This window comes from Coxiella endosymbiont of Amblyomma nuttalli (genome assembly GCF_018107685.1).
Taxonomy (GTDB): domain Bacteria; phylum Pseudomonadota; class Gammaproteobacteria; order Coxiellales; family Coxiellaceae; genus Coxiella.
On sequence record NZ_CP064834.1, the window covers coordinates 739814 to 760219 of the forward strand.

Below are 20406 nucleotides of genomic sequence, written 5' to 3' on the forward strand. Positions count from 1 at the left end.
GAAAAAGCGATTACAGGTTTGTTATGTATCTTTAGTTCATTTATGGTAACCGCAGTGCGTATTTAGATAATCGCATTTCGTATACAAACGACCATTCCGTTAAGATACAGTCATGAGTTTTCACGTTTATTTGCATGATAGCACGACGAACTTAACCCTATTCTTCTTGTCGTCAAACATTGGGAGACTGATGAAAATTATTTGGAAACACCTCTCATCAGAAATATGAATCTCTCCTGGTATTATATTATTTAAAATAGTTATTTCCCACAACGACTTTAAGTGGCACTAAATTTAATCAGGTGCTATAATATTACCCTGTTATTAAGCTAATAAGCCGATAGCCCCTTGCTTTACCATCATGCTTTCTTTCTAATTAGAAGGCTGTTAAGCTGAATTGAGGATGTTTATGCGACATTATGAAGTTGTTATTTTAGTTCATCCTGACCGAAGTAGTCAGGTGTCGACGATGGTAGAACGTTACCAATTGATGATTAAAGAAGGCAATGGACAAATTCATCGTCTTGAAGATTGGGGACGTCGGCAACTCGCTTATCCTATTAATAACGTTCATAAAGCACACTACCTACTAATGAATATTGAATGTGATACATGCGTCATTGATGAGCTTAAAAATTCATTCCGCTATAACGATGCAGTGATTCGCAATTTAATTTTAAAACGAAATGAAGCAATTATTTCACCTTCAAGCTTCATGGAAGATGCTGAGAAGGATAAAAATTCTCGGAAAGAAAAAATGAAAACGCTCGTTGAAAGAATATCTGAAATACCTAAAGAAACTTAAAGAAGGAGATTATTATTTCATATTTTCGTCGTAAAAAATTTTGTGCCTTCAAGGGAAGAGAGAGTCGGGAAATCGACTATAAAAATATCGATATATTAAAAGATTACACGATGGAATCAGGACGAATAGTCCCGAGTCGTATTACGGGAACTAGCGCTAAATATCAGCGTCAGCTATCGCGTGCTATTAAGTTGGCTCGCTATTTAGCACTATTACCATATTGTGATACACATCGTTATATTTAGTGCTCTCTAAGCAAATGAAAATTCTAGAGATAGATTATTCTAGGGATGGGTTGTGTGTATTGGCCGATAATTTTCGCACCGATATCTCCAATTTAAGTGGTCGTTTATTATTAGTCCTTTTGTTTTGATGATAAAAATATAGTTGCTTTTACAATTTACAGAGCCTTAAGGTTTTCGAATGCTATCTTATCATCAACTCGCTATGCCTTTTGCATTGGCAAGAAAGTGATATCGTAGTGGTAGTGGTAATCGCTGCTACATAACTTTGCTGCTGTACATAACGATAATGTTTTTCAGTGATTACTTCTTCGTTAATTGGATTTTTTATAGATTTTTAATTTTTAGGGACTATCATGCGTTAGTTAAAATTACTAAAGAGGTGTTGTGAATATGAAAGTTATCCTACAAGAAAAAGTGAGCAATCTCGGTAATATTGGAGATCAGGTAGTGGTGAAACCAGGTTATGCACGTAATTTTTTATTGCCCTATGGTAAGGCCGTACTGGCTACGTCTGAATCCATTGCTAAATTTGAAAAACACCGCGCTGCATTAGAAAAAGCAGCTGCTGAATCGTTAGAAACAGCCAAAGCTAGAGCCAAAGAACTGACAGCAAAAGCTTTTAAAATCATTACTAATGCGACGGAGGAAGGCAAGCTTTTTGGTTCAGTGGGTCCTCGTGAAATTGCCGAAGCCATTTCAAAAAATGGTTTTAATGTTAAAAAACGAGAAGTTGATTTATCAGAAGAACCAATTCGCCAAGTAGGTGAGTATGATATTTCCCTTCGTCTTCATACGGATGTTTCAGCTATCGTGAAAATTGCAGTGGTTGCTAAATAGCCAGCCTTTTCCTTTTATTGAAGGACACAAAAGGAAAGGAAATAAAAGGGTTTTGTATACTCAAAACGTGGTTACTGCTAAGTGCCTATGCCTTTTAAGTATAGACTTAAAAACATGCGTGATATCTTTAATAGCTGTATTCAGTTTCCACAGTCAAATGAGTATTAATCTGCACACTATAAACCACTTGAACAAAGCACGTCGTTTCTATAGTACAACAAACTTGAAAGGAATTTTCGGTTTCTTAAGCTCCTTAGGATAAGGTATACCCACTCACGTATAGCATTAATTAAATGAATTTCTTATGTACGGACAGTTTATATTCTTTATCTGTAGTTACTAAAATACATCTAGCTACTTGAATTTGTCTTTATCTGTCTGGTAATTGCAGAGATCTTGACAATACCTATGACCATAAAAACATCAGAAGATAATAAAAGTTTCTTTTCCATAGATAAGTCTTTTAGAATTGGGACGTTTTAAGAGGCTAGTAATATAGAAGTGATCCCAGGTTATTTATCACTTGCAATACACAATTTGCAATAAATAATACATAATGAGAAAGAAAAGAGGAATAAAAATAATAAATAAATAGAAGTCAAAGATCTAACAAATAACGCATAGTATATCTAGGTAGTTCATAATTATTTTAAATTCTTAGATTTCTGTGTATTTATTGTGGAAGTAGATTCATAAGTAAATTTTAATAAAGAAACCAAAGTGGGAGGTTAAAATCTTATCCATTTTGCGTCTATTTTGAAAGAGCAGATGAGTGTGAGATGATCTTCTTTTACACATCCCAATCATGTAATACCGCATAAATAGTATAACCTGTAATGAGTAGAGCACAAATCAAAATGTCTGTCTATAGCATGCTGGACGTCAGAAAATATGAAGAAAAGAGAGTTTCTATGTATCATCCATAACCGAACCTTAGATCAAAAGCTTAGGATGGTGTGGATTCTCAACTTAAAGAAAGCTCAGTATCAAATGTTGTCTAATTGTAAGCAAGCATTAATAGAAAAAGAGTCATCATGAGTATGGGCAGCTGCTTCTATTTCTATTAGGCAGAAAATCTTTCTATCAGATAGAAAATCCAGTCATTTTATAATCTTCGTTACTTTATCTTACCTTTACACATGATAACACATGCAAGTGAACCTAACGAATGCTTGAGAGTCTTCCCGCTATCTAGCGACAATGTTACACTAATGCACAATGTCGCCACGTCAGAAAATACAGGATCTATCTCCAAAAGTGCCACCTCATTCTAAAGAGGCGGAACAATCGGTTCTAGGAGCTTTGATGCTAGACAATCGCGCGTGGGATTGTATTACAGATCGTATTGATGTACATGATTTTTACCAATCCGACCATCGATTGATTTTTGAAACAATGACCCAGTTAATTGACCAACATAAACCATTAGACGTACTAACGATCACAGAAGCATTAAAAACAAGACATGAGTTAACCACAGTAGGGGGAGAAATTTATCTCTATGAATTAGCGAAAAACACACCTAGTGCTGCTAATATTACTGCTTACGCTGATATCGTCCGTGAGCATGCTATGCTCCGTCGATTAATTGAGGCAGGTACTGATATTACTCATAATGCTTTTAATCCAGATGGTCGTGACATTAAAGAACTTTTAGATAATGCAGAACAACGAGTTTTTAATATTGCTGCAAGTCACGCACGAGGCTCTGGTCCAGTAGCTATCGGTACATTACTTACAAAAGCCACGGAAAAGATTGATATGCTTTATCATTCCAATAAGGAGATCACCGGACTTTCTACTGGTTTCTCTGACTTAGATAAATTAACTTCCGGCTTACAGCCAGGAGATTTAGTAGTAATAGCAGGACGGCCTTCGATGGGTAAGACTATATTAGCGATGAATATCACTGAACATGCCGCAATAAAAAGCAATGTGGTTGTATTAGTGTTTAGCATGGAAATGCCTGCTGAAGCGTTAGTAATGCGTATTTTATCTTCACTTGGTAGTATCGATCAACATAAGGTACGCACTGGCCAATTAAAAGATCATGATTGGCCAAGGATTGCTCGCGCTATTGAAATGCTCTCAGAAACTAAATTATTCATCGATGACACGCCAGCGCTAACTCCCGGGGAAATTCGTTCTCGAGCAAGACGCTTAGCACGAGAACATGGAGATTTGGGATTAATTACCGTAGATTATTTACAACTGATGCATATTCCAGGAACCAAAGAAAATCGTAGCACTGAAATCTCGGAAATTTCTCGTTCCTTAAAAGCATTAGCAAAAGAGTTAAACATTCCCATTATTGTTTTATCCCAACTTAATCGAAGTCTCGAAACACGAACTGACAAACGTCCCGTTATGTCGGATTTACGTGAATGCGTGAGCGGAAATACATTAGTTTGTTTAGCGAATGGCCAGCGAATGCCGATACGAGATCTTGTTGGTCAAAGTCCTGAAGTTATCGCGATAGATGATAAGGGTAATTTGGTTTCTGCACAAAGCGAAATTGTGTGGAAGGTAGGAAAACGTCCGATTTATGAAATTAAATTGTCCAGTGGCCGTTGTATCAAAGGAACAAACAAACATCAACTTCTAACATTTAAAAATTGGAAATGTGTACAAGATTTTAGGATAGGGGATTACCTTGCAATTGTTAATCGTTTGCCGGAACCAGAAAAGGGAGAGGAATGGTCAGATAATAAAATTATTCTGCTAGGTCATATGATTGGAGATGGGTATTATATCCAACATCAGCCTCTTCAATATACATCTATGTATCAGGATAATCTTGAAATAGTAGAAAAAATAGTGATACAAGAATTTGGCAATACAATCAAGCGATATAGTTACGCTAATAACCAGTATAAACTTATTATCAGTGATAATAATAATCGATTTCATCTAAGTAGTATAAATAAATGGTTGCGGGAATTAGGGATTTTTAATCAACGCTCTTACGAAAAACACATTCCTCACAGGGTTTTTTCTCTAAAAAATCGTCAGATTGCACTTTTATTAAAGCACTTGTGGGCAACACATGGTACTATTAACGCTTGTATAGGAAAGAACAGAACAGGAATCATTTATTATAGCACTAGTAGTAATAAATTAGCTTTTGATGTTGCAGCGTTATTGTTGCGATTTGGTATCGTGTCACGCATTACGACAGTACAAAAGAAAAATTGTCATCCTATTTTTACGGTAATAATTATAGGCACAGAAGGTTTGCAAAAATTTCTGCGGGAAATAGGTTTTTTTAGTTATCGACAACTACAAGTGGAAAAAAAAATGGAGCTTTTATTGGAAGTACTAGAAGTGCTCCTTGTTATTGCAAGCCAGAAAAGAATGCCAAATCGCCGTATGGTTGCATTGAGGAGGGAATCGTGCGATGGTTCTTTTCAGCCGCTTCAATTTTTTTCATCGCAAACTATTACGACGGAATATGCAGTTTTATTAGAGAATGACCCCTTATTGCAGCATTATCAAAACGATTTGCTTTGGGACCAAATCGTCTCTATAGAAAGTAAGGGAGTAGAAGAAGTATATGATTTAACTGTGCCTAGGTATGCATCTTGGCTTGCAGATGGATTAGTTTCTCATAACTCAGGTGCTATTGAGCAGGATGCAGATTTGATTGCTTTTATTTACCGGGACGAAGTTTATTGTAATGATTCCCTAGATAAAGGGAAGGCAGAGATTATTGTTGCTAAACATCGGAATGGCCCGATTGGTAAAATCATATTAACATTTCGTGGACAATATACGCGGTTTGATAATTTTTCTCCCGAAACAATTCCATCGCGAACATCATTTGGCGGGATAAGAGTGTGACTCGTGCGGTTGCTGCTATTAATCTAACAGCGTTAAAACATAATTTCTCGTGGATTAAAAAAGTAGCGTCGCACCAATATATTTGGGCAATGATAAAGAGTAGTGGTTATGGTCATGGACTGTTGCGGGTTGCGCAAGTACTATCGGAAGCAGATGCGTTTGGCGTCTCCTGTATAGAAGAAGCTATAGTATTACGTGAAGCGGGTATTAAAACACCTATCATAGTAATGGGGGGTTTTAGCAACGAAAAAGAGCTATTGAAATTTATTCGTCACCATTTAGTGGCCGTTATTCACCAGCCAGATCAAGTCCGTGTTTTAGAAAACTGTCATTTAACTTCGCCATTGTCTGTATGGTTAAAAATTGATAGCGGTATGCACAGACTGGGTTTTTCGGTAGAAGTGGTTGCTTCTATTTATCAAAGCCTTCAAAAATCTGTTTCTGTGCGAAAGCCAATTGGATTGATGACACATTTAGCTGATGCTGATAATATTGATCGTGCTTTCACAGAATTTCAAATTAATCAATTTTTCACTATCACAAAAAAGATGAAAGGTCCTAAGAGTATTGTCAACTCAGCGGGATTACTTTCATATCCAAACGCTTTGGTTGATTGGGTGAGGCCTGGCATTCTGCTTTACGGAATTTCACCCTTCAATTCTGAGAGCGTCGTAGAAAGAAATTTGCGGCCAGTGATGACGTTATCAGCAACAATAGTGGCAATTAAACAATGTCGTAAGGATGATGTCGTAGGTTATGGATGCATATGGCGTTGTCCTGAAACAATGCCAATTGGTATTGTAGGAATTGGTTATGGTGATGGTTATCCACGTCATGCGCCAAATGGAACACCTACCCTGTTAAATAATAAAGTGTGTCCTTTGATCGGTCGTGTTTCAATGGATATGATCGCAATTGATTTGCGTTCTCAACCTAATGTACAGATAGGAGATGAAGTTATTTTATGGGGAAATGGATTACCTATAGAAAGAATTGCGCAAAAGGCACATACCATTAGTTATGAACTATTGTGTAATATCACCCATCGGGTGCATTTTATTGAAGTAGAAGATGAATCCAATGATTGATTCGGGAAAAATTCGCTGGAAATGTCGTCGTGGTATGGTGGAGCTAGATATTATCTTGGAAAATTTTTACGAGCACAATTTTCAAACATTGACTGAAGATGAGAAAAATTTGTTTGACAAGTTATTGGATGAATCAGACCTGTCATTATATGATTGGTTTTTTGGTCATGATGTGCCTCATGATTGGCAGCTTAAAATTATCGTAGGAAAAATCTTACCTAAAAAAAAACTTTTGGAATGAACTAGCTTGTCGTGAGATTTACAAGCCAATTTAACTAATTATATAGGTGGCAGCGTTGATATAGTTTTTTTCTATGAGATCTCTAGAAATATCATTATTCATACTCATATGAAATTTCTACGATTTAGAGATACTTAACTAACATACACAAAAACTTCATGACCCGAAAGCTCTTGCATGTTAACTTGAATTATTTCTATGCGGCAATCCGGATTTACCGCCCTACTGTATAAGGTAATGGTATTAGCGCAGCGTTTTAGAGAATGAGTAGTCAATTATAGATACACAGAGGTACAAACAAGTCCATAGTTCCCATAGAGTTGTGATGCTAGAAACGATCAATGCCTTTAAAACAATAAAATAGGATGCACCTTAACTCATCATTTTCTTGATGCAAAATATGTCTGTCATGATCGTAGTAGAGGTACGAATCGATATCATACCTATAACTATCATAAAATAAATATTGACATAACAGCGGATGATCTAAGTTTAGAATGACTATAATTATCTTCTTCTCGTTCTGAAAAAGATACATCACTTAAATATAAATCTAAACACAATTTGATTAGAACCTAATTGACTAGCAATGGTGTTGATCAATAAATTTTTAATTGAAGTAGTAAGTCTAAAAATACTAATGATCATGATATCATTTTGCACGACTTTACTACCGTTTCTCCAATAAAGCAGTTAATACCCCACACCACCATAGTGGAATGATATAAAGTGTAAAGCAAGAACATCTAGTCAGCGTATCTATTGATTTAAAAAATTTTCAACATCTCTCTTCTTTATAACTGACCATTTATTGACAATTATGTAATTATTTAGTCAATTGTAACACATTCTTTATCATTTCATTGATTATTTTTTGATTAAGATCTATCGTGGTGTCAATGAACATGCATCCTCATTTCAATCATTGTATCAATTTGTATTGAGTTCACTTTGGAAAAGTGAACTGAATCTTGTGTATTAGTTAATTTTTACATTGAGATAGATTTGCTAACGAAGGTCAAGGAGGCCGTTTTGAGAAAGTCGGAGAGTAATTTACCGAAAAATAATGCAGTTGCTTCCCGTTTTGTTAATTATTTTAATATATCGTTCTAATTTCAATAATAGCTGAAAATCTATTTTTACTACACTCTATATTAAGTGCTGATACTTCTTAAATTAATTTTTAGGATCTCCTATGTTGTTATTACTATTATGTTATTATAGAACTATCTGTGGCATCCACTCTATCTGAGTAATAGAAATTAATTATGATGTCATATTTAGCTTTGTTACACATGGACAATACTGAATAATAATACTATTTTATCAAGTAGATGGCTGGAAATACGTTTGGAAAAATGTTTACAGTGACGACAGCTGGCGAAAGTCATGGATTAGCGTTAATGGCTATTGTAGATGGTTGTCCACCTGGGCTGATTTTGTCAGAATCAGATATTCAGCCTGATATGGATCGGCGTAAAACCGGTAAATCTCATTTTACTTCTCAACGATGTGAAACCGATCACGTAGAAATATTATCTGGTGTTTTTAGGGGAAAAACGACCGGTACGCCCATTGCTCTCTTGATTGAAAATACTGATCAACAACCATATGATTATTCAAAAATAAAAAATCTGTTTCGCCCAGGGCATGGGGATTATACATATGTTCAAAAATATGGAGTACGTGATTATCGAGGAGGTGGGCGAGCATCAGCGCGTGAAACGGCTATGCGGGTAGCAGCAGGAGCGATTGCAAAAAAGTATTTGAGAGAAACAGTGAATGTTATCATTCAGGGATATACTGCAGCTGTAGGTTCTATTAAAGCAGATAAAATCGATTTAGCGATTGTTGAACAAAATCCTTTTTTCTTTCCGGATCAAGAAAAAATTCCATTATTAGAGCGGTTAATTATAGAATTGTGTTGTGAAGGTGACTCTATTGGAGCTCGTGTTAATATTGTTGCAAAAGGTGTACCGGCAGGATTAGGTGAGCCTGTGTTTGATAAATTAGATGCTGATATCGCTTCAGCTATGATGGGGATTAATGCAGTTAAAGGCGTTGAAATTGGGGAGGGGTTTACAGCAGTGAATCAAAAAGGTTCAACTCATCGTGATGAAATTCGTCAGAAGGGTTTTTTATCTAACCGGTCTGGTGGTACATTGGCAGGAATTTCGTCTGGGCAGGATATTTTGGTGGGTCTAGCCTTTAAGCCATCTTCGAGTATTCGTGTACCTGGTAAGACACTTGATGTTAGTGGTAAGGAAGTAGAGGTGATTACAACCGGCCGCCATGACCCTTGTGTAGGTTTACGTGCTGTACCGGTTGCCGAGGCAATGCTTGCATTGGTTTTAATGGATCACTACTTGCGACATAAGGCACAGAATTTATGAAAATTATCACTCAATTTTTTCTGTCACTCACCTTATGAGGTATAAAACGACAGTGGGCTACGATGTAGCGGTAGTCGGAGCTACTGGAATAGTAGGAGAGATGATTTTACAGCTCTTATATGAGCGCCGATTTCCCATAGGAAAGATTTATCCGCTAGCAAGTAAGCGCTCTGAAGGAAAAAGCGTTTTTTTTGGGAAGAAACGCAAAAAAGTAAGTAATCTCGCTAATTTTGATTTTTCTAAAGTAGAATTGGCTTTCTTTTCAGCAGGTGCGGAGCGATCAGCTGAGTATGCACTTCGTGCTGTCGAAGCTGGCTGTGTTATTGTTGATAATACCTCATATTTTCGACATGACCCGGATATTCCTCTAGTCGTACCAGAAGTTAACGGGCCTTCTTTAGGAGGTTACCGCAATCGCAATATCATCGCTAATCCTAATTGTTCGACGATTCAAATGCTCGTTGCATTAAAGCCTATCTATGATGCGGTAGGAATTTTACGAATTAATGTAGCAACTTACCAGTCAGTTTCAGGAGCAGGCCGTCAAGCGATCAAAGAGTTAGCGAAACAAACAGCTCATTTTTTGAACGGACAACTTATGGAATCTTCAGTTTTCCCCTCTCAAATCGCATTTAATGCGGTTCCTCAAATTGATGTCTTTGAAGAAAATGGCTACAGTAAAGAAGAAATGAAAATGGTGTGGGAAACGCAAAAAATCCTAGATGATCCTAATATAGGAGTGAATCCTACAGCGGTGCGTATACCTGTTTTTTTTGGACATTCTGAAGCCGTGCATATCGAAACGCGCGATCCCATTAGTGTAGAAGAGGTGAAAGAGTGCTTGTCCCATGCACCTGGGGTAATCTTGATTGATGAAGATAACGCTTATCCGACAGTAATAAGTCATGCAGCAAATGCTGACGCTGTATTTGTAGGTCGCATCCGTCAGGATATCTCACATCCTAATGGATTAAATTTGTGGATTGTAGCAGATAATATTCGAAAGGGGGCTGCACTTAATGCTGTACAAATTGCAGAAATGCTTATCAGCAAAAATTTCTATGTGCATAGTATGTTCCACTAATTACTTAATTATATTTCTCTTTTACTTGATATTGGTGCATGCGTATGTGTGAATAATGCATCATCAATATTTCCATTATCATTTACGTCAATCGTGTGGTTACCATCGTAAACAACAGATTTTTAGCAATCCTGGGCAAAATACCAAAGATCGTGCTTAAACTCGTGGAAGAAAGATAAATTTTAATAGGTTGAACGAGACTTAATTAAATAAACCATCCGGAGACAGAATTCATCGCGTTAGTATCGTGATACTATCAAATTATGCGGGTTTATTATTTAGAAGAGAAGTTAAATATATTCTGTTTTATTGTTTATTGAGATATAGAAGGATCAATATTGAAATGCAATTTATGACATGCAAAACATTTTTTGGGGGATGAAATTCTATTATTGTTGTAGACTAGTTGCGAATAGAAAAAGACAATATTAAGATACGTATGTTATAACCGTTAGGGTTCAGGATTATAGTAAACAGTAAATGGATAAATAATGGTACTCTCAAATAAGTGGTCTTGCTGCTCTTGATTATTCATGAGACTATTGTCTAAGAAGTCTGTCCAAGTAAATAGTTCATCCTTTGTGAGAAAAGAAGTGGAAGTTTCTGGCAAGTTAAAGTCTTTATACAATTATCGAGATATTATGTGTAAAACTTGTGAAGGTTTTGTAGTGTGTGGCAATGGAACAAGAAAATTTAAGACGCTATAATAAGCATTATCAAACGCAAAAGCGTGAAAATATACCTATTTTGATAGGATAGAAAGAATAGATGCGAACGCGTTTGGATTATGTAGTACCAATGCGATCTGGTTATGTTCAATTTTCGATTCTCATCTTAAAATCGAGGGCAATAATTCGGTAGCTAATGTTTCTGCGTGAGAAATAGCTTACTAATAAAGCTCACTAACCTTTAATAGATGTTCTGGTAGCGACGATGATGTAAGCCTCTTTTTAGAATTGATGGAAGTCATTCTAAAAATGTTCGTTTGTATGAAGAATCATAATAGAGAATACGAACGTTATCGCATCGGAAAATAATAATTTCTTTTCAATAGAATGAAAACCATGAATATTGTTTATTGCATGATTAGTTGAAATAAAATCAAATTTATTTAGAGATATTTTTAAATATAGTTTCGTGTATGAGAACAGAAAGTCCCAATGAATACAATACATTGTTTATGTAACAACAAAGTTGTTGAAGGTATTAATCCTAAAATGAGAGGATTTCTATTAAAGAAGAAAATGAAATGCATAAACAAAACTGTTAAAAAGCTTGTGGAGCAAAGAAAAAATTCATTCGTTGTGCTTTGAATGATCAGGAAAAGCTAAAAAAAAACTGGCTGTTCAAACTGGGCTTGATACATGAAGCACACCGAGGTTATTCTTTGCAACTATGCTAACCAATCAAAAATTTCTTATCGGTGTAACTGGTGCTATTGCTATTTATAAAAGTATAGAATTAATACGTCGACTGCGCGATGAGGGAGCTTTAGTTCGTGTGGTAATGACTGAATCAGCGAAAGCTTTTGTTACCCCATTGGCCTTTCAGACAGTTTCAGGACATTCAATAGCTAACGATTTGTTTGTTTCTGCAAGTACTTCAGGAATTACGCATATCGATTTGGCACGATGGTGTGATTTTATATTGATTGCACCTGCCAGTGCAGATTTCATTTCACGTTTGGCGTATGGGAGAGCTGATGATATGTTGACAACGCTTTGTTTAGCAGCGCAAGTACCAATTGCTGTAGCGCCATCAATGAATCAACAAATGTGGCTTAATAAAATCATGCAAGTGAATATTAATCGATTGCGTGAATATGGCATTTGTGTTTTTGGCCCAACCATTGGTATGCAGGTATGCGGAGAATACGGACCTGGTCGACTATTGGAACCTGAAGAATTAATTAATCAATTAAAAATTATTTACATGGAAAAAATTTTATTGGGGAAACGTATATTAATTACTGCAGGACCTACCCAAGAAGCAATTGATCCCGTGCGTTATTTAACAAATCATAGTTCTGGAAAAATGGGTTATGCTTTAGCTGAAGCAGCTGTTGCGATGGGAGCAGAAGTTACATTAATCAGTGGACCAACTCAATTAGTTACGTCTCATAAAATTAATTGCATAAATGTTACATCAACAATGCAAATGTTCGATGCAGTTATGCAGCGTGTCACTAATTGTGATGTTTTTATTGGTGCGGCGGCAGTGAGTGATTATCGTGCTAAAAAGCAAGCTTTTCAAAAAATAAAAAAATCAGACAAGAATATAACATTAGATTTAGTACGTAATCCCGATATCATTTCGTCAGTGGGGAAGCTATCTAATAAGCCTTTCATTGTTGGATTTGCTTTAGAAACCGATAATAATCTTATAAGTGCGAAAACTAAATTGCGCAAAAAAAATATGGATATGATTGTAGTTAATAGTGAAAGTGCGTTAAATAGCGATCAAAATGTGGTAACAGTTATCGATCGTTTAAAACAAATGAAAAATTTTTCAGCGTCGAAAACATATATTGCGATTGAACTGATGAAATTCTTAAGTCAACAGCTGTCTTAAAAGAAATTCCGTGCTTCACATATTTATAATGATGAAGAAAGGTAAGATAATAAATCTTGAACATTTCTAATGTAATCGAGAATAATTAATAACGTGTATTTTATAATCACATCACGATTGTTTGGTAGGAGATATATCTCGCTTGAATAAATATAAACAATACAAAGATTGGAAACAGGTGTATTGTGAATGATGCTAAAATGAAGAAAAATGGGAGTGTGTATCGGCATACCATCAATCACGTAAAGTAGAGGTTATATATGTTATTTCATTGAGAAAACATAACTTGATGAGCTAAAAGGGAAAAAGTAATTTTTATTCTTTTCGTATAAAGTTATATAAACATATATAGTCGATGTTTTTTCTTAAGGTGGAGTAAGCCCAGTATCACATTATAAGTAATTAGGCCATTCAAGATTTTGAAGATAATGAAGACAATAATGTGAATAGAATTTTGAGTTGCTTTGTGTAATACGAAATTTTAGCTCCGACTGAGAAAATAATGAGTTAAAATGGCTGTTATGTTTTGAGGTTTGTTATATTGAGGTAATATTTAGTGACATGACCACGCATATAACGAAGATTGGAATATTCAAGCTGTGAAACACGTTTGCTTTACACAATATGTTATACCTCAATTCAGTAGTAAACTTAGATCCTAAGGCGAGTGGTAAAATTTGGTATGTAACAAGATTCTTGGTGAAACGATGATATTTTGTGGTTGTATTGTGTAGTGTTAATAACTACTGTAGCTGCTGTAGTAAGAAAGCAAAAGGTATAGTGCTCTGGTATAATTCATTCAAGAAGTGGACAGTTAAAAATCCGCCGTTACCTCTTTTTGCAACCTGACTTCCGAATGAATTGCCCACTATGAAAATAGGTCACAAAGCTCCGTTTTGGTGCAATCTTTTTTAAAACAATAAGTTACTGTCAAGCGATCAAAACAATAATCACGTTTTTATTGTGAAGTAATGTTCTACTTGAACTATAATTTTGTCGCTACTTTGTAAATAAAGTCGATACAATTAAACAAGAATAATCTGTTGTACTTTCAACAGAAAATTGGTTTTAGTATCAATATCTGTGAGACTACTTACTATTTCTCATTCTCTTGTGATATACGATGGGTTATACAGGTTACAAAATACTCTTGATGAGAATATTGTAATTTTTTTTGTTAGTATAGATAGTTAATTGCGTTACAATGAAACAGGATCATCTTGCGAAATTAGACGAGAAGGCGAAAGAGAAAGGTAGATTGTTACAAAAACTGTTGTTAAGCATTAGCGAATGTCACGAATTGCTTTAGGAATCTGCTATGACGGATCAGCTTACCACGGTTGGCAGGCACAGGATGGTTTGGACACAGTTCAACAACAGCTGGAGAGAGCATTATCTATGGTGGCTGATCAGCCGATAGTGGTTGCATGTGCAGGGCGGACAGATGCTGGGGTGCATGCCAGCGGTCAGGTTCTTCATTTTGATACAACGGCTTATCGAAGCAATCACGCCTGGATATTTGGTGTTAATAGTCATCTTCCGCACGATATTAGCGTCACTTGGGCTAAAGAGGTAAATGAGCATTTTCATGCCCGTTATGGAGCGTTTGCCAGGCGTTACCGCTATGTCATTTATAATCATCAGATTCGACCAGCGATTTTGTACCAGGCAATTGGCTGGTATTTTCGTCCGTTGGATGAAAAACGTATGCAGATAGCTGCTCAGTTTTTATTAGGAGAGCATGATTTTAGCTCTTTTCAAGGAGCAGGTTGTCAGTCCAAAACGCCGATGCGTGTTATTTTTCAGATTGAAATTTTTCGAATTCGGTGTATGGTGGTCATCGAAGTTCAAGCAAATGCTTTTTTGTTACGTATGATGCGTAACATTACAGGAGTGTTAGTAGCTATTGGGAGTGGTGAAAAAGAACCAAAATGGGCAGAACATGTTTTAAAGGCGAAAGATCGGCAACAAGGGGGAGTAACCGTATCTCCGAATGGGCTTTATTTGGTAGAAGTTAGTTACCCTTATAAATTTAAACTACCACAAACACCTTTGGGACCGTTCTTTTTATTATAATTTGCTATTTTTAGACTAGGATTTTTTAAAAATGAGTTGGTTTACAAAACTGTTACCAAAAATCTCAACGCCAATAAAAAAAGGAGTGCCTGAAGGAATATGGAGAAAGTGTCCTTCTTGTACTGCTGTTCTTTATCGAGCAGACTTAGAGCATTGTTTAGAAGTTTGTCCCAAATGTGCTTATCATATTCGTATAAATGCGCGTAAACGAATCTCGCAAATTTTGGATAATCTAGAACAAGAGGAGTTAGCTCGGGAAATTGTTGCCTTTGATCGATTAAAATTCCGTGACCTAAAAAAATATAAAGATCGTCTAAGTGCGGCACAAAAAACTTCGGGTGAAAAAGAGGCGCTTATTATTCTCAAAGGGAAAATTTATGGTATTGCTGTGGTAATAGCTGCATTCAACTTCGATTTTATTGGAGGGTCAATGGGTGCTGCTGTTGGAGAGCGATTTGTAATAGGTGTACAAACATCCATAGATGAAAAGTTACCTTTTATTTGCTTTTCAGCGAGTGGTGGAGCACGAATGCAGGAGGGTTTATTTTCATTGTTCCAGATGGCTAAAACAAGTGCGGTATTAGCACGTTTGACTGAATGTCAGATTCCTTATATTTCGGTATTAACAGATCCCACCATGGGTGGGGTATCAGCTAGCTTGGCGATACTAGGGGATATTATTATTGCTGAGCCTAAAGCGCTAATTGGTTTTTCAGGACCTCGCGTTATTGAACAGACTATACATCAAACTTTACCAGAAGGTTTTCAGCGCAGTGAATTTTTATTAGAGCATGGAGCCATCGATATGATTGTCGATCGCCGTGAACTCAAACGAACGATTGCTTCTTTGATTGCAAAACTGACCCATCAAACTTTAGCTGATCTTCTTTTAAAAGAAATCGTGTCATAGGCAAAAAAATTACATTCTACTTTTCTATTGAGTTTACGTTCTAAAACAGATAAATTTTTATTAATGGAAGATTGGCTTGCTTACATTGATACACTATATTCACGGGAAATTGATTTGGGATTGTCGCGTATTATTGCGCTTGCAGAAAAATTATCATTGAGAAATTTCTCGTGTCCTGTAATAACAGTGGCGGGAACGAACGGCAAGGGATCAGTAATTAAATTTTTGGAAAGTATTTATCTGACTGCAGGATATAGGGTAGCTGCTTATACATCTCCTCATTTGCTGCAATTTAATGAACGGTTACGTATCAATGGTAATGCGGTAGCTAACGAGGTACTAGTTAGTGCATTTTCTTTTATTGAGAAGAATCGTGATAACCAACCCCTGAGTTTTTTTGAATTCACTACTTTAGCAATTTTTTATATATGTAAAAAACAACCGTTGGATATTTTGTTATTAGAGATAGGATTGGGCGGCCGTCTGGATGCGGTAAACATTGTTGAGCCTAGTGTGGCTGTTATTAGCAATATTGATATTGATCACACTGATTGGCTAGGAAAAGATCGTGAATCTATTGGGCGAGAAAAAGCAGGTATTATTCGGTGGCATAAACTAATTGTTTGTGGGGATCCAAAGCCTCCTCAAAGCGTGTATGAAACGGCAAAAAAATTAGAAGCGCCATTTTTTCAATTTGAAATAGATTTTTTCGCGAAAGTTGATGATGGCATGTGGAAATGGCAAGGTCCAGAGACCTTTTTTGAGAAATTACCATTGCCTGATCTGAAAATCCAAAATGCGGCAACAAGTTTAATGGCACTACATTGCTTACAGAGATGTTTGCCATTGTCGTTGGACGCTATTAGAGATGGAATTAATAAGGCTACTTTGCCAGGACGATTCGAATGTGTCCAAATACCAGTATCAATTATTTTTGATGTAGCGCACAATCCACAGGCAACTCGTTATTTAGCAGAGAAGCTACAGAAAACTAAGCACGCTGGTCAGACATTAGCTGTGGTAGGAATATTACAGGACAAAGATATTAAGGGCATCTTTGAATCGATGCTTTCTTGCGTTGATCAATGGTATATAGGAGGACTGCAAGAAGAAGCGCGGGGGGCGACAGGTGAGAGCTTGATGGAAGTTTTAGTGGAATATAGAGGGGTAGATAGTGTGAAAACCTGCTATAATTTTGTCTCTGTTACAGAAGCTTTTAAAAGAGCACTTAATAATTGTAGGTTACAGGATCGAATTGTTGTTTTTGGTTCTTTTCATACAGTAGGGATAGTAAAACAATATTTATCTAGTATTCATCAGAGAAAATGAGCGATGAAAGTTAGAACCAATGCGATGTTTTTACTATTGTTATTTCATGATCTTTCTCCATGGATGATAATTATTCTTGTTTTACTAGTACGAAATAAACCGATTTTTTAATTGCAGTTTCTCTCATTTGCATCAACAAAGATTTCCGTAAGAGAAAAACATTCAACTCTGTTATTTCCTCTATCAACTCAGTTGATAGCAACTAAACTAATTGCACTGAAAACACAGCTATTGCAAGTACCTAATACAGAAAGAGCCGTGTTGACAGTATTAGTTTTAGTGCCATGGAGAGTAAAATGTAAAAAACTCTGAAAAATCAAAGTGTCACATTATTATCCAATTGTTTTTATTTATCCCATTGTTGGCAGCGTGGATAATCCATATAGTAAGTTTCTTAGATTCCGATGAATATAACAATTTGATGTTTATCTCTTTCAGAATAAAGGAAAACACATGATTATTAAATATTAGAATTTTCGTTAGCTCTGTCATTGATCATAAAATAAAATTGATCAGATTCAGAGCAGTTAAAAGAATAATTACAGTTAAATAGTGCCATTGGAAAATATGTCGTATTTTAATTGGGTCGATTTTACAATTATTGGTATTGTTTTTTTTTCTATTGTCATCGGTGTATTCCGTGGATTTTTACGTGAAGTAGTTTCCTTAATCACATGGATAGCTGCCGTTGTAGTCGCATTTAAATATGTTAACTTTGTACAGGTAGATTTAAAATCTTGGATTACATCAGATTCTGTGCGATATGCAACAACTTTGATAGGATTATTCTTAACTGTTTTTATCATAGGTATGTTTTTAAATATGCTGGTTCATGCGTTAGTTAATAAATCAAAGTTTGGGATCATTGATCGATTATTGGGAATCTTCTTTGGAACGGTTCGGGGTTTACTCATTATTGTCATTTTATTGATGTTTATAAATGTAAGAAATATTCAGGATGGCAGTGCATTAGCACAATCGCAACTTGTCCCCGACTTTAAGCCCACGGTTATTTGGCTTAAGCAGTTTTTACCACATCAACTTAAATGTTTTTTTCAATGGTTGTTTAATCAGACAAATGAGTGTACTTAACGATGTGTGGAATTGTAGGCATGTTTACTAGTGGTGTTGTCAATCAAGCGCTTTGTGATGCCCTCACTATTTTACAGCATAGAGGTCAGCACGCAGCCGGCATCATTACCAGTGATGGCGAACAGGTTTTTCTACGTAAAGCGAATGGGTTGGTGCGAGATGCGATTCGTCCGTTTCACATGCTACATTTAAGAGGCAACATAGGTATTGGACATGTTCGTTATCCTACAGCCGGCTCTGAAAGTTCATCAGAATCGCAGCCTTTTTATGTCAATTATCCATATGGTTTAAGTTTAGTGCATAACGGTAATCTTGTTGATGTAAAAAACTTAATGAACGATTTAATTCGAACAGATTTACGTCATTTAAATACTACTTCTGATTCTGAAATTTTACTTAACGTTGTAGCTCATGAGTTGCAGAGAGTAGGAGGGATTGAGCTCACACCAAGACAATTATTTAAAGCAATGAGTAAAGTTTATAAACGTGTGCAAGGTGCTTTTGCAGCAGTGATACTGATCACAGGTTATGGTTTGCTGGGATTTCGTGATCCTCATGCTATTCGTCCTTTGGTATATGGGAAACGGGAAAATGGTAATGGATTTGAGTATATGTTTGCTTCTGAAAGTATTGCATTGGATGTGTTAGGTTTTAAACTTATCGATGATGTAGGACCGGGAGAAGTTATTTATTTTGATTTTAATGGGAATATGCATCGACAACAATGTGCAAAACCAATTAGTTACTCTCCTTGTATTTTTGAATATATTTATTTGGCACGTCCTGATTCCATTATGGATGGAATCTCCATTTATCAAGCACGTGCAGGGATGGGTATAAGTCTGGCAAAGAAAATTTTGCGTGAACGTCCTAATCATGACATAGATGTAGTTATTCCCATTCCTGACACAAGTCGGAATGCAGCTCATGCCTTAGCACACAGTTTGAAGGCTCCCTATTCAGAAGGATTTGTCAAAAATCGCTACATTGGTCGAACTTTTATCATGCCAGAACAGGCAATGCGACGTAGTTCAGTACGTTTAAAATTAAGTGCCATTAAGTCCGAATTTGTGAATAAAACAGTTTTGTTAGTAGATGATTCGGTGGTGCGTGGAACGACGTCTAAAGAAATTATTCAAATGGCACGCAATGCCGGGGCTAAAAAAGTGTATTTTGCTTCAGCAGCACCACCTATTCGTTACCCCAATGTATATGGGATCGACATGCCAGTGGCCGCTGAATTGATTGCACATGATAAATCAGAAGAAGATATTATACGTTTAATTGGGGCAGATTGGTTGATCTATCAAAATCTCAAAGATGTCTATGAAGCGATTAACAATGCTACTATGGTTCCTAATAAATCTAAAATTGAGCGCTTTGAAGATTGTGTTTTTACTGGAAACTATATTGTTGGTAACATCACTAAGGAATATTTAGATGAATTAGCTGAATTACGTAACGATGCGGCAAAAGCAAAGCAACGTGCTCTAGATGAGGTAGAAATTGTGAATGAATTGCTGCTGTGAGATCTATAAATAAGGAATGATGCCATAAAAATGAGTACTGTTGATACATACTTCTAGTATAAATTGAAGACAGTGAATCGTAATGTTTTTAGTGAAATTGAATAATCTTCTTTATGTATAAGAAGATCGCAACTTAATTAAGGGATTACTCATTCCGAAAGACATTTTCGAAATTCAAAAATTCCCCTCGACCGGTTCGATTATTTTCATATATTTTCATATAATAAATATAGAAGAGATCAGAAAGCTTTTGTTGGTAAAATACATAATAATTTAGAAATTGGACAACTCACTATTTGTTCCGGGATGTTGTTTTGGTAACTCATTCACCGTATTACGTCCTTTTAGCAAATATATCGACTCACA

14 protein-coding genes are annotated in these 20406 nt (G+C 36.0%); all 14 read left to right on the forward strand.

Annotated features, from left to right (window positions below):
• Window positions 1-409: 409 nt before the first annotated feature.
• A complete protein-coding gene (gene rpsF / locus CEAn_RS02695) occupies window positions 410-805 on the forward strand; it encodes a 30S ribosomal protein S6 (protein ID WP_211923677.1) in 396 nt (131 codons plus the stop codon).
• An 11-nt stretch (window positions 806-816) separates the two neighbouring features.
• Window positions 817-1050 (forward strand): 30S ribosomal protein S18, encoded by a 234-nt coding sequence (rpsR, locus tag CEAn_RS02700; protein ID WP_211924173.1) that lies wholly within the window; start codon window positions 817-819, stop codon window positions 1048-1050.
• A gap of 390 nt (window positions 1051-1440) precedes the next feature.
• Window positions 1441-1887, forward strand: a complete 447-nt coding sequence (gene rplI, locus CEAn_RS02705) for a 50S ribosomal protein L9 (RefSeq protein ID WP_211923678.1) — start codon at window positions 1441-1443, stop codon at window positions 1885-1887.
• Window positions 1888-3105: 1218 nt separating this feature from the next.
• Window positions 3106-5727, forward strand: coding sequence for a replicative DNA helicase (locus CEAn_RS02710; RefSeq protein WP_211923679.1), 2622 nt, complete (start codon window positions 3106-3108; stop codon window positions 5725-5727).
• Window positions 5724-6815, forward strand: coding sequence for an alanine racemase (gene alr, locus CEAn_RS02715; RefSeq protein ID WP_211923680.1), 1092 nt, complete (start codon window positions 5724-5726; stop codon window positions 6813-6815). Before CEAn_RS02710 ends, alr begins: the two co-directional genes overlap by 4 nt.
• The gene (locus CEAn_RS02720; RefSeq protein WP_211923681.1) at window positions 6799-7056 is read left to right on the forward strand and encodes an FAD assembly factor SdhE; all 258 of its coding nucleotides are present in this window, start codon (window positions 6799-6801) and stop codon (window positions 7054-7056) included. The genes alr and CEAn_RS02720 overlap by 17 nt, the downstream gene beginning before the upstream one ends.
• Before the next feature lie 1334 nt (window positions 7057-8390).
• Entirely contained in the window at window positions 8391-9449 is a 1059-nt protein-coding gene (gene aroC / locus CEAn_RS02725) for a chorismate synthase (RefSeq protein ID WP_211923682.1), read from the forward strand.
• Window positions 9450-9483: 34 nt separating this feature from the next.
• Complete coding sequence (locus tag CEAn_RS02730; protein ID WP_211923683.1) at window positions 9484-10533, forward strand: aspartate-semialdehyde dehydrogenase; 1050 nt, start codon at window positions 9484-9486, stop codon at window positions 10531-10533.
• Window positions 10534-11928: 1395 nt separating this feature from the next.
• Complete coding sequence (gene coaBC, locus CEAn_RS02735) at window positions 11929-13104, forward strand: bifunctional phosphopantothenoylcysteine decarboxylase/phosphopantothenate--cysteine ligase CoaBC (RefSeq protein ID WP_211923684.1); 1176 nt, start codon at window positions 11929-11931, stop codon at window positions 13102-13104.
• A gap of 1290 nt (window positions 13105-14394) precedes the next feature.
• Window positions 14395-15180: a tRNA pseudouridine(38-40) synthase TruA gene (gene truA, locus CEAn_RS02740; RefSeq protein WP_211923685.1), complete on the forward strand. Its 786-nt coding sequence runs from the start codon at window positions 14395-14397 to the stop codon at window positions 15178-15180.
• Between the two features lie 31 nt (window positions 15181-15211).
• Window positions 15212-16090 (forward strand): acetyl-CoA carboxylase, carboxyltransferase subunit beta, encoded by an 879-nt coding sequence (gene accD, locus CEAn_RS02745; protein ID WP_211923686.1) that lies wholly within the window; start codon window positions 15212-15214, stop codon window positions 16088-16090.
• A 63-nt stretch (window positions 16091-16153) separates the two neighbouring features.
• The gene (gene folC, locus CEAn_RS02750) at window positions 16154-17419 is read left to right on the forward strand and encodes a bifunctional tetrahydrofolate synthase/dihydrofolate synthase (protein ID WP_211923687.1); all 1266 of its coding nucleotides are present in this window, start codon (window positions 16154-16156) and stop codon (window positions 17417-17419) included.
• 567 nt (window positions 17420-17986) lie between these two features.
• The gene (locus tag CEAn_RS02755) at window positions 17987-18511 is read left to right on the forward strand and encodes a CvpA family protein (protein ID WP_211923688.1); all 525 of its coding nucleotides are present in this window, start codon (window positions 17987-17989) and stop codon (window positions 18509-18511) included.
• A gap of 2 nt (window positions 18512-18513) precedes the next feature.
• Window positions 18514-20040: an amidophosphoribosyltransferase gene (purF, locus tag CEAn_RS02760; protein ID WP_211923689.1), complete on the forward strand. Its 1527-nt coding sequence runs from the start codon at window positions 18514-18516 to the stop codon at window positions 20038-20040.
• The last annotated feature ends 366 nt before the right edge of the window (window positions 20041-20406 follow it).